Annotated in this window: 10 protein-coding genes; 6 read left to right on the top strand and 4 right to left on the bottom strand. The window is 59.9% G+C overall.

All coding sequences use genetic code 11. The features are described 5' to 3' along the window. Positions 1-21 precede the first annotated feature (21 nt). The 4 genes from rsxG (at position 22) to BLO50_RS10745 (ending at position 2,258) form a co-directional block, all read left to right on the top strand. Positions 22-636 carry an electron transport complex subunit RsxG gene (gene rsxG, locus BLO50_RS10760; RefSeq protein WP_169852849.1) on the top strand — a complete coding sequence of 205 codons (615 nt, stop codon included), beginning with the start codon at positions 22-24 and terminating at the stop codon, positions 634-636. Further along, positions 629-1,336, top strand: a complete 708-nt coding sequence (locus BLO50_RS10755; RefSeq protein WP_420875458.1) for an electron transport complex subunit E — start codon at positions 629-631, stop codon at positions 1,334-1,336. Before rsxG ends, BLO50_RS10755 begins: the two co-directional genes overlap by 8 nt. Continuing rightward, positions 1,333-1,971: an endonuclease III gene (gene nth, locus BLO50_RS10750; protein WP_090252368.1), complete on the top strand. Its 639-nt coding sequence runs from the start codon at positions 1,333-1,335 to the stop codon at positions 1,969-1,971. The genes BLO50_RS10755 and nth overlap by 4 nt, the downstream gene beginning before the upstream one ends. Before the next feature lie 107 nt (positions 1,972-2,078). Further along, a complete protein-coding gene (locus BLO50_RS10745; protein ID WP_090252365.1) occupies positions 2,079-2,258 on the top strand; it encodes a PA3496 family putative envelope integrity protein in 180 nt (59 codons plus the stop codon). 69 nt (positions 2,259-2,327) lie between these two features. Here the strand turns inward: BLO50_RS10745 and gloA are convergent, their stop codons facing one another. From gloA to BLO50_RS10730, 3 genes are all read right to left on the bottom strand, one after another. Next, on the bottom strand, positions 2,328-2,720 hold the full coding sequence (gene gloA, locus BLO50_RS10740; RefSeq protein WP_090252363.1) for a lactoylglutathione lyase: 393 nt from the start codon (positions 2,718-2,720) through the stop codon (positions 2,328-2,330). Positions 2,721-2,815: 95 nt separating this feature from the next. Beyond that, on the bottom strand, positions 2,816-4,033 hold the full coding sequence (locus tag BLO50_RS10735; RefSeq protein WP_090252361.1) for an argininosuccinate synthase: 1,218 nt from the start codon (positions 4,031-4,033) through the stop codon (positions 2,816-2,818). Between the two features lie 131 nt (positions 4,034-4,164). Continuing rightward, positions 4,165-5,088, bottom strand: a complete 924-nt coding sequence (locus tag BLO50_RS10730) for a flagellar protein MotY (RefSeq protein ID WP_090252358.1) — start codon at positions 5,086-5,088, stop codon at positions 4,165-4,167. Positions 5,089-5,293: 205 nt separating this feature from the next. On the opposite strand from BLO50_RS10730, the gene pyrC reads away from it, so the two are divergent. Further along, positions 5,294-6,340, top strand: a complete 1,047-nt coding sequence (gene pyrC / locus BLO50_RS10725) for a dihydroorotase (protein ID WP_090252355.1) — start codon at positions 5,294-5,296, stop codon at positions 6,338-6,340. Beyond that, the gene (gene rnt / locus BLO50_RS10720; protein WP_090252353.1) at positions 6,337-7,011 is read left to right on the top strand and encodes a ribonuclease T; all 675 of its coding nucleotides are present in this window, start codon (positions 6,337-6,339) and stop codon (positions 7,009-7,011) included. Before pyrC ends, rnt begins: the two co-directional genes overlap by 4 nt. A gap of 101 nt (positions 7,012-7,112) precedes the next feature. Here rnt and BLO50_RS10715 read toward each other — a convergent pair whose 3' ends face one another. Then, entirely contained in the window at positions 7,113-11,954 is a 4,842-nt protein-coding gene (locus BLO50_RS10715; RefSeq protein ID WP_090252350.1) for an NAD-glutamate dehydrogenase, read from the bottom strand. Positions 11,955-12,111 lie beyond the last annotated feature (157 nt).

The raw sequence follows: 12,111 nt of genomic DNA, 5'->3' as shown, positions 1-12,111 counted from the left end.
CTGCCTGAAATTAGCCGCTCGATGCTGAAAAACGCCTTGGTACTGGGGGCTTTCGCCATTCTGACAGTGGGCATCGTCGCTATTACGCAACTGGGTACGGCCAAACGTATTGAGGCCGCCCAGCGTGAAGCCAAGGTCCAGGCGCTGGCGCAGATTCTGCCCGCCGGCAGCTATGACAACCACCTGCTGGACAACATCCGCGACGTTAATGACCCATTGCTGGGCAACAAAGGCCCTACTGCGGCCTATCTGGCCACTCGCAATGGCGAACCCAGTGCGGTGATCCTGCAGGCCACGGCCCCGGACGGTTACAGCGGTAGCATCAGCCTGCTGATCGGCATCCTGGCCGATGGCCGCCTGGCCGGCGTGCGGGTGATCAGCCACAAGGAAACACCGGGCCTGGGCGACAAGATCGAGTTGGCCAAGAGCAGCTGGATCAACAGTTTCGTGGGCACCTCATTACAGAGTCCGGATGAGTCCGGCTGGGCGGTGAAGAAGGACGGCGGCCAGTTCGATCAATTCGCTGGGGCCACTATCACCCCGCGCGCCGTGGTCAAAGCGGTGCACAAGGCGCTGCAGTATTTCGATGAGCACCGCGCTGAACTGCTCACGCTCCGGGAGACTGACAATGGCTAGTTACCGCGAAATCGTCGTCAACAGCCTGTGGAAGAACAATCCCGGCCTGGTCCAGTTGCTTGGCTTGTGTCCCCTGCTAGGAGTCAGCAACTCGGTAGTCAATGCCCTGGGCATGGGCCTGGCCACTGCCCTGGTGCTGGCTTGTTCGAATGCTGCCGTGTCGCTGATCCGCAATGCGGTCACCGATGCGGTGCGCTTGCCCGCATTTGTCATGATCATCGCTGCGCTGACCACCTGCACCGAGCTGCTGATGCAGGCCTTCACCTACGAGCTGTACCAGATACTCGGCATCTTCATTCCGCTGATCACCACCAACTGCATCATCCTCGGCCGCGCCGAAGCCTTTGCCGCCAAGAACAAGGTCAGCCATGCCGCCTTTGATGGACTGATGATGGGCATTGGTTTCGGCCTGGTGATGGTGGTGATCGGGGCCGTGCGTGAACTGCTTGGCACCGGCGCACTGTTTGCCAATATGCAGCTGCTGTTCGGCCCGATCGCCGCAAATTGGCAACTGACACTGTTAAGTGACTACAAGGGCTTCCTCCTGGCGATCCTGCCGCCGGGGGCATTTCTGGTGCTGGGCCTGCTGGTGGCAGGCAAAAATCGCATCGATGAACACCTCGAGGCCAAAGCCAAGGCGCAGGAACCAGAAGCTCCTGTGCAAAGCCGTCGCGTACGCGTCACTGGAGTGATCGAGTGAACGCGGCCAAGCGCTACGAAATCTTCCGTCGCCTGCATGAAGACAACCCTGAACCCAAGACAGAACTGGCCTACAACACGCCGTTTGAACTGCTGGTCGCGGTGACGCTGTCTGCCCAGGCCACTGACGTCAGCGTGAACAAGGCCACCGCCAAGCTGTTCCCGGTGGCCAATACGCCCGAGGCGATTTACGCACTCGGCGTCGAGGGGCTAAGCGAATACATCAAGACCATCGGTTTGTATAACAGCAAGGCGAAGAACGTCATCGAGGCCTGCCGTATCCTGATCGAGAAGCACGGCAGCCAGGTGCCGGACAACCGCGAAGACCTCGAAGCCCTGCCTGGCGTCGGGCGTAAAACCGCCAACGTGGTGCTCAATACGGCGTTCCGCCAGCTGGCGATGGCGGTGGACACGCATATTTTCCGCGTCAGCAACCGCACCGGCATCGCTCCCGGCAAGAATGTCGTGGAAGTGGAAAAGAAGCTGATGAAATTTGTTCCCAAGGAATTTCTCCTCGACTCACACCACTGGCTGATCCTCCATGGTCGCTATGTGTGTCAAGCGCGCAAGCCGCGCTGCGGCAGCTGCCGCATCGAAGACCTGTGCGAATACAAACAGAAAACCTCCGACGATTGAGCCACTATTTAGTCGCTCAATAAGCTCATTGAAAAAATCTTTTTTACCCGCCCAGGTTTTGCCGTTATAAGGTGCGCAAATGGCCCTTGTAGCCTGGAGCAGAACTGATGAGCACTGACAAAGAAGAACTTGAGCTCGACGAAGATTTTGTTGCTGAAGAAGCGGACGATGCCGAAGCACCGGTCGAGGTGGCCAAGACCAACCTGACCAAGCGCCGCATCATCGATAACTTCCTTGAAGAGCGCCGCCTGCACAAGCAATTGGCCGAATACGACTTCGACCTTTAACGGTCTTGCCAACAAAAAAGCCCCGCTACACTGCGGGGCTTTTTTGTGGCTCAGCTGACTCAGCCGGCCTTAATCGGCGCGCGACGGCGACAACAGCTCAATTTTGTAACCATCCGGATCTTCGACGAACGCCAGAATGCTGGTGCCGTGCTTCATCGGCCCGGGCTCGCGGGTGATCTTGCCGCCGCGGGTGCGAATGTCTTCGCAAGCCTTGTACACATCGGCCACTTCCAAAGCGATATGACCATAGCCGGTGCCCAGTTCGTAGCTTTCCACGCCCCAGTTATGGGTCAGTTCGATCACGCTGTTGTGCGCTTCATCGCCATAGCCGACAAAGGCTAGGGTGAACTGCCCTTCTGGGTAGTCTTTGCGGCGTAGCAGGGTCATGCCCAGCACTTCGGTGTAGAACGCGATGGATTTATCCATATCGCCGACGCGCAGCATGGTATGCAGCAGTCTCATCAGGTGTCTCCTCATCAATGCCCGGCTGTGTGGGCTTATAAATGCAAACCCCGGCTTATGGCCGGGGCTTGGTGTGGCTCAGGTGCTCAAGTCTATCAGAGCATCTTACGGCCTTTGCCCGCAGCGATGCGCATGCGCAGGGCGTTGAGCTTGATGAAACCGCCAGCGTCGGCCTGGTTGTAAGCACCGCCATCTTCTTCAAAGGTGGCGATATTGGCGTCGAACAGCGAATCATCAGACTTGCGACCAGTGATGATCACGTTGCCTTTATACAGTTTCATGCGTACCACGCCGTTCACGTTGGCCTGAGACGCATCGATCATCTGTTGCAGCATCAGACGCTCAGGGCTCCACCAGAAACCGTTGTAGATCAGGCTGGCGTATTTCGGCATCAGCTCGTCTTTCAGGTGAGCGACTTCGCGGTCCAGGGTGATCGATTCAATGGCGCGGTGGCCTTTGAGCATGATGGTGCCGCCAGGGGTCTCGTAGCAGCCACGGGACTTCATGCCAACAAAGCGGTTTTCAACGATATCCAGACGACCGATGCCGTTTTCGCCGCCGATGCGGTTCAGCTCAGCCAGGACGGTGGCCGGGCTCATGGCCTTGCCGTCGATGGCGACGATGTCACCGGCGCGGTAGGTCAGCTCGATATAGGTTGGGGTATCCGGCGCGGCTTCTGGAGACTTGGTCCAGCGCCACATGTCTTCTTCGTGCTCGGTCCAAGTGTCTTCCAGCACGCCACCTTCATAGGAGATGTGCAGCAGGTTGGCATCCATGGAGTACGGCGACTTTTTCTTGCCGTGACGCTCGATCGGGATGGCATGCTTCTCGGCGTAGTCCATCAACTTCTCGCGCGACAGCAGGTCCCACTCGCGCCATGGGGCAATCACTTTTACGCCGGGCTTGAGCGCGTAGGCGCCCAGTTCGAAGCGCACCTGGTCGTTACCTTTGCCGGTGGCGCCATGGGAAATGGCGTCGGCGCCGGTTTCGTTGGCGATTTCGATCAAACGCTTAGCAATCAGCGGGCGAGCGATGGACGTGCCCAGCAGGTACTCACCTTCGTAGACGGTGTTGGCGCGGAACATTGGGTAGACGAAATCGCGGACGAATTCTTCGCGCAGGTCGTCGATATAGATTTCCTTGACGCCCATGGCCTGTGCCTTGGCGCGTGCCGGCTCGACTTCCTCACCCTGGCCGAGGTCAGCGGTGAAGGTCACCACTTCGCAGTTATAGGTATCTTGCAGCCACTTGAGGATCACGGAAGTGTCCAGGCCACCGGAATATGCCAGGACTACCTTGTTTACGTCGGCCATGCCATCAACTCCACGGGGTTGTGCGGGAAAACCGACGATTCTACTGCCCATGCCGCCTGATTTACAGAGGCGCGACAGCTTGTGACGACCAAGCGACGGATAATTGTTGGACAACAGACGAGTTGCAGGCGCTAGGAGGTGGCCGCTGGATCCGCAGCAGCAGGCGCCGGCTCCGCTGCTGGCGCAGGAGGCACTGCTGCTTCCGGCACTCGGTCAAGCAGAATGGTTACTCGGCGGTTCTTCGCCCGATTGGCTTCGTTGTTATTCGGCGCCACCGGGTAGCGCTCACCATGAAAACGCATGGTGATCTGCTCGGCAGGAATGCCGTTGGCCTTGAGGTACTCCATCACCGCCAACGCACGGCGGCGCGACAAATCGCGATTAGTCAGACGATTACCGCCATTGTCGGCATGGCCGTCTAGCTGAATGCGATTGACGCTGGGGTCGGCCTTGAGAAAGCTGAGGATGATATCGAGTTTGGCCTGGGCCAGCGGTTCCAGCGCCACCCCCCCACCTGGAAAGCCGACCTGGCTCTTGCGCACTTGATCGAAATTCACCGGCAGCAGCTTGGCCGTGCAATCCAGGTACTCGTGGTAGGCCTTATTGAATTTGGCCGGCAGCAGGCGCACCTCAACCGCATCCCCCCCCATGGCTGCGCGATGGCGTACCAGAGGACTGCGCCCCTCCAACAGACCAGTCAGCAAGCGCGTGCCTTGCTCTTGCGAACTGTTGAACAGCACCTCGGCCGGCACCACACTGACTGAGCCCAAGTTGATATCACCACGCCCCGGCTGCCAGGGCGCCGCCGCCGCCAGCAAGGTTGCATTACCGGCACCCAGCCAGCGCTCACGGGCTTTCAAGCTGAAGGTGACCTGTTCGCCCGCACGGCGTACAAACACCCCAGAACCGAAATCGGTGATCGGTTGCGACAGGCGGCACTCGAACTGATCGCCTTCGACCTGCCACTCAATCTTCTCCAGACGAGTCTGGAAGCTGATGGCTAGGACGGGCTGGCTTGCCAGCAGGCAAAGCACCGCGAGTGGGTAGGGTCGCACGACAGACTCCAGGGAATACGGCTTACCTCTTGTCTATCGGTGCCACGGCGGAAAACTTGAGCAGTGCTTTATGGCTATTGCTCGGGGCGGACCATAAACCAACCCCGCCTTCAATCCGCTTTACCCGCGACAGCCGCTTTCAGCGTGCTGCCAAGGGGCTTTTCCGGTAGCATTCTCACTACGTTTTGCCCGCCTGGAAGCTTCCATGACTGACCGCCTTACCCTGCTGCGTCCCGACGACTGGCACATCCACCTGCGCGACGGTGGCGTTCTGCCCCACACCGTCGCCGATGTCGCCCGTACCTTCGGCCGCGCCATCATCATGCCCAACCTGGTACCGCCCGTGCGCAACGCCAGCGAAGCCGACGCCTATCGCCAGCGCATTCTCAGCGCCCGCCCTGCCGGCAGCCGTTTCGAGCCGCTGATGGTGCTGTACCTCACCGATCTGACCCAGCCTGACGATGTGCGCACGGCCAAGGCCTCGGGTTTTGTGCATGCGGCCAAGCTCTACCCGGCCGGCGCGACCACCAACTCCGACTCGGGCGTGACCAGCATCGACAAGATTTTCCCGGTGCTCGAATCCATGGCCGAAGTCGGCCTGCCGCTGCTGGTGCACGGTGAAGTGACACGCAGCGAAGTCGATGTTTTCGACCGCGAGAAGGTGTTTATCGGTGAACATCTGAGCCGTGTGGTCGAGCGCTTCCCGACCCTGAAAGTGGTGTTCGAGCACATCACCACCCGTGATGCGGTGGAGTTTGTGCAAGGCGCTTCGGCCAACGTCGGCGCCACCATCACTGCCCACCACCTGCTGTACAACCGCAACCACATGCTGGTTGGCGGCATTCGCCCGCACTTCTATTGCCTGCCGATTCTCAAGCGCAACACCCATCAGGACGCCCTGCTGGATGCGGCCACCAGCGGCAACGCCAAGTTCTTCCTCGGCACCGACTCGGCGCCACATGCCAAGCACGCCAAGGAAGCCGCCTGCGGCTGCGCCGGTTGCTACACCGCCTATGCGGCCATCGAGCTGTATGCCGAGGCTTTTGAGCAGCGCAATGCGCTGGACAAACTGGAAGCCTTCGCCAGCCTGAACGGCCCGGACTTCTACGGCCTGCCGCGCAACACCGACAGCATCACTCTGGTGCGTGAAGACTGGACCGCACCGGCCAGCTTGCCATTGGGCGAGCAAACCGTTATCCCGCTGCGCGCCGGTGAAACCCTGCGCTGGCGTCTGCTGGAGAACCAAGCGTGAGTGAAGACCTGTACGACGACGAAGCCGAAAGCGGCAGCCACTCCGGCCCGCGCCACCCGATGGCCGCACGCTTTCGTGGCTACCTGCCGGTAGTCGTGGACGTGGAAACCGGTGGTTTCAATTGCGCCACCGATGCTCTGCTGGAAATTGCTGCCACCACCATCGGCATGGACGAAGGCGGCTTCCTCTACCCTGAGCACACCCAGTTCTTCCGTATCGAGCCGTTTGAAGGCGCGAATATCGAACAAGCGGCGCTGGACTTCACCGGCATCAAGCTCGATCACCCGCTGCGCATGGCCGTCACTGAAGAGCATGCGCTGACGGAAATCTTCCGTGGCCTGCGCAAATCGCTGAAAGCCAACAGCTGCAAGCGGGCGATCCTGGTTGGCCATAACAGCAGCTTCGACCTGGGCTTCCTTAATGCTGCGGTTAACCGCACGGGCATCAAGCGCAACCCGTTCCACCCATTCTCCAGCTTCGACACCGCCACCTTGGCTGGTCTGGCGTACGGTCAAACCGTATTGGCCAAAGCCTGCCAGGCCGCCGACATCGACTTCGACGGCAAGGAAGCACACTCGGCCCGCTACGACACCGAGAAGACCGCCGAGCTATTCTGCGGCATCGTCAACCGCTGGAAAGAGATGGGCGGCTGGATGGATTTCGACGACTGATAACCACAGTCGCCGCATAACCGTCGCCAATAAAAAAGCCCCGCAATCGCGGGGCTTTTTTATTACTGCAGTCAGCGCAGGCCAAGCCTGCGCTGCCTTTATCAGGCGCTTTGCGCCAGGTCCATCAACTCGCGGTTAGCCACGGCATACATGGCGTAATCGGTGTTGGTGGCCGCACGCAGTTCGCCGAGCATAACCTTCCAGCGATCCACCAGACGGCGGTGCTGATCCAGCCACACACCGACCCGTTCCTCGATATCTGCAGGACCTTCGGCCATTTGCAGTACAGACACCGTGATAGCGCGCTGCTGCCAGTCCAGGTCATCGCGGAAGGCCTCGCGGGCCAGCGCTTGCCAGTTGTTTTCCACCGGCAGGCTAGTGATCTGCTGCAGGTACCAGGACAGCTCCAGCGACCCGCCAATGGCGAAGTACGCCGCCGCAACCCGAGCCGGCTCCTGCCCGGTCACATCCGATGCTTCGATGATCGGCAACAGGGTGTACAGATGGCTGGTGCCAGCCACTACCCGCGCCAGTTCTTCCGGCACACCGGCTTCAACATACCCCTGGAAGCGTGCCAGCCACTGTTCACGGGCCGGGCCTTCGAGCAGTTCGTCGAGTCGACCCACCAGTGCTTCGATGCGCGGTGCGAAATGCGCAACGTCACGGGCCGCATCCAGCTCGTTGCGGCGGCTGCGCAGGAACCAGCGCGTGGCACGGCGGCCAAGACGCATCAGCTCATCCATCAACTGCAGTTGCAGTTCGGCAGGAACCTGATAGTCCAGGGCCTCGATCTGTTTCCACCAATGCGGCAAGCGGAACAGGTCACGCACGATCACATAGGCGCCGGCGACATTCGCCGCGCTCATGCCAGTGGACTCCCTCAGGCGCTGCACGAAGGTGATGCCCATGTGGTTAACCAAGTCGTTGGCAATCTGCGTGCTGACGATTTCGCGCTTAAGGCGATGGCGACGCATCGGCTCACCGAACTTCTTCGCCAACAGCGGCGGGAAGGCGGTTTCCATCTCGCGTGCCAGGTACTCATCGTCCGGCACCAGGGATTTCAGCAGCGATTCCTTGAGATCGATCTTGCTGTAGGAGATCAGCACCGACAGTTCAGGACGAGTCAGACCCAGACCATTGGCGGCACGTTCGTTGAGCTCGTCGTCGGTAGGCAGAAACTCCAGCGCGCGATCCAGCTTGCCGGCCGCTTCCAGAGCCGTCATCAGGCGCTTGTACTCACTCACCCGCTCACGCGCACGGCGCTCAGCCAGCGACAACGCCTGGGTCTGCTTGTAGTTGTTGCCCAACACCAGTCCACCAACTGCATCGGTCATTTCCACCAACAGCTTGTTGCGCTGCTTGCCGGTCATGTCACCCGCGCCGACGATTTCGCCGAGCAGAATCTTGATGTTCACTTCATGGTCGGAACAGTCCACACCACCGGCGTTGTCGATAAAGTCGGTGTTGCTCTTGCCGCCATTGAGGCCGTACTCGACACGACCCAGCTGGGTCATGCCGAGGTTACCGCCCTCACCCACCACTTTGGCACGCAGTTCGCGGCCATCCACGCGCAGCAGGTCGTTGGCCTTGTCGCCGACATCGGCGTGGCTTTCCTTACTGGATTTCACGTAGGTGCCGATGCCGCCGTTCCACAGCAGATCCACCGGTGCTTTGAGCAAGGCATTCAGCAGTTCGTTGGGCGCCAGCTTGTCAGCACTGATGTCGAAGCGCTCTTTCATCTGCGGGCTGATGGCGATGCTCTTGGCGCTGCGCAGGAAGATCCCGCCACCCGCCGAAATCAGTTTGGCGTCGTAATCGGCCCAGCTAGAGCGTGGCAGATCAAACAGGCGCTGACGCTCAACAAAGCTCTTGGCCGCATCCGGGTTGGGGTCGATAAAGATGTGCATGTGGTTGAAGGCCGCGACCAGCTGCAGGCTTTCCGACAGCAGCAGGCCGTTGCCGAATACGTCGCCAGCCATATCACCGATGCCGATTACGGTGACGTTGTCTTTCTGCACGTCGATGCCGCGCTCGCGGAAATGGCGCTGCACCGAGACCCAACCGCCCTTGGCGGTGATGCCCATGCCTTTGTGGTCGTAACCGGCCGAGCCGCCCGAGGCGAAGGCGTCGTCCAACCAGAAACCGTATTCGGCAGCAATGCCGTTAGCGATATCAGAGAAGGTCGCGGTGCCTTTGTCGGCCGCCACCACCAGGTACGGATCGTCGCCATCGTGACGCACCACGTTCTGCGGTGGCACCACGGCGCCGTCTTTCAGGTTGTCGGTGATATCCAGCAGGCCGCTGATAAAGATGCGGTAGCAGGCAATGCCCTCGGCCAACACATCATCACGCGAGCCACCCAGCGGCAGACGCCGTGGGATAAAGCCGCCCTTGGCGCCCATCGGCACGATGACTGCGTTCTTCACCTGCTGCGCCTTGACCAGACCCAGCACCTCGGTACGGAAGTCTTCCTCACGGTCCGACCAACGCAGGCCGCCACGGGCGACGTCGCCAAAGCGCAGGTGCACACCTTCAACACGCGGCGAGTAGACGAAGATTTCGAACTTCGGCGTCGGACGTGGAATATCCGGAATCGCCCGTGGGTTGAGTTTGAAGCTGAAGTAGGACTTGTTCTGCCCGGCTGCATCGGTCTGGTAGAAGTTGGTGCGCAGGGTAGCTTTGATCAGGTCCAGGTAGCGGCGCAGGATGCGGTCTTCGTTGAGCACCGCAACGTTGTCCAGCGCGGCGAGAATCGCCTGTTCAAGCTTCTGCTGCTTGTCTTCCAGATCATCGGCGGTGAGCTTGCGCGCCAGGTAGAAACGCGTCTTGAACAGGCGCACCAGCTCCTTGGCGATATCAGCGTGGTTGACCAGGGTGCTGGCGATGTAGCTGAGGTCGAAGCCCAGACGAATCTGCTTGAGGTAGCGGGCGTAAGCACGCAGCAACGCCACATCACGCCACGGCATGGCGGCCATCAGCACCAGACGGTTGAAGCCGTCGTTCTCCGCCGCACCGCCAACGATATTGACGAAAGCGCCCTGCAGGGTGTCGTTGAGCTGCTGGATGTCGACATCCAGGCCTTCGGCATAGGTGAAGGCGAAGTCGTGAATCCAGAACTCGCGGCCATCAGCGCGGCGCAGTTTGTAAGGGAACTCGCCCAGTACGCGCAGGCCGAGGTTTTCCAGAATCGGCAGCACGTCCGACAACGGCAGCGGCGTGTCGGCGTGGTACAGCTTGCAGTGCAGCTGCTGCTCGCCCTGGGTCAGCGGCTGGTAGAAGCTCATCACCAGCTGACGTTCATTATTCAGGCTAAGCAGGTGCTGCATATCCACCACCGCCGAGTGCGGGGCGAAACGTTCGCGGTAACCGGCCGGGAAACCGCCGGGGAACTCGCTTAGCACTTCAGTGCCCTGAGCTTCGCCAAGGCTTTCGACAATCAGGCTGGTGTAATCGTCCTTCCACGAACGGCAGGCCTGGATGACTTCTTTTTCCAGGCGCAGCGGGTCGATCTGCACGCGGTTCTTCGGGTCAACCTTGAGGATGAACTGCACCCGCGCCAGTACCGACTCGGAGAAGAAGGTCCAGAACTCGCAATCGGTGGCCTGCAGGCGCTCCATCAGCACCTGTTGGATCTTCATGCGGGTTTCGGTGGAGTACACATCGCGTGGCACATAAGCCAGGCAATAGCAGAAACGACCGTACGGGTCGCGACGCAGGAATACGCGAATCTTGTTGCGTTCCTGAATCTGCACGATCGCCATGGTGGTGTTGAACAGCTCATCCACCGGGGTCTGGAACAGGTCGTCACGCGGCAGCACTTCTAGGACTTGAGCCAGCTCTTTGCCCAGGTGCGCGCTGCTATCGAAACCGGAACGCTGCTTAATCACCGCCACCTTGCGGCGGATAAACGGAATGCTCCACACGCTCTCGGCATACACCGCGGAGGTGTACAAGCCCATAAAGCGGCATTCCTTGATCACCTTGCCCTTGGCGTCCAGTTCGCGGATCGACACCAAATCCGGGTACGCAGGGCGGTGCACGCGGCTTGGTACGGCAGCCTTGGCGAAGGACAGCAGCTGCGGCTCGCGCAGGTAGGCCACGGCTTCAGGTTCGATATGCAACTCATCGGCCTTGAGGCCGCTGCGCAGGCGCTTGGACAAGCCCAGCAGGGACTTTTCGTCATAGACCATGCTGCCGCCGCCAGTGCTGTCGGCAACAGTGAACTCTTCATAGCCGAGGAAGGTGAAGTGGTCGTCGAGCAACCAGCTCATGAATACCTTGATCTCTTCCAGCTCGGCGCCTTCAACCTTGAGTTTGGCCTTATCCAGCCAGGCCAGCAGTTCTTTGGCCTTGGCTTTCATCGGCTGGAAGTCGGCGACACTCAGGCGCACATCGCCAAAGACTTCTTGCAGGTCTTTTTCCAGGGTCTTCAATTCACCGACGTTGGAGCTGCGGTCAATCTCCAGGAACATCAGGGCTTCCTGCTGCACATCCTTGCCCTGAGCACCTTTGGGCAGGATTTCCTGCAGCTCGCCGCTCTTGTTGCGGCGTACGCTGAACACGCTGTTCTGCAGGGTGTGGATGCTGTAACCGCGGCGGTTCAGCTCCATGCGCACCGAGTCGACCAGAAACGGAATATCGCTGTGCAGAATTTCTACGGCGGTATGGGTGGACTGCCAGCCGTGTTTTTCATAATCGGGGTTGAATACCCGCACTTCGGGCTTGGCCGGTTCAAAACGCTCCAGCAACCGCCAGGACGACAAGGTGCAACCGACCAGATCAGAGAGGCGACGCTGGGTCAGCTCCTCGAGGGCGATGATGCCGAAGAATTGCTCGGCGAACAGGGCTACTTGTGGCAGAGCCTGTTCACTGACGTGCTGCGCCAGCGCCGTTTGCAGGTGGTGCTGAAAATCGGCTTTGCTGGCCGCCGTAAAGAACGCCATGGGTTTGCTCCGTTTGGCTTGTTATTCGTCAGGGGACTCGATCAAGGCAGTCACGAGTAATGACCTTCGCCACAACCTTGTTGTTCAACGTTAGTCTAGGAGGCCGCGATTGCATTAAAGTGGCTGCCACTTAACTCTGGCGAGATTCAAGACTCGC

The organism is Pseudomonas peli (genome assembly GCF_900099645.1).
GTDB lineage: Bacteria > Pseudomonadota > Gammaproteobacteria > Pseudomonadales > Pseudomonadaceae > Aquipseudomonas > Aquipseudomonas peli.
Note: the sequence above shows the minus strand (reverse complement) of the source record. Positions and strands in the feature narration are given on the sequence as shown.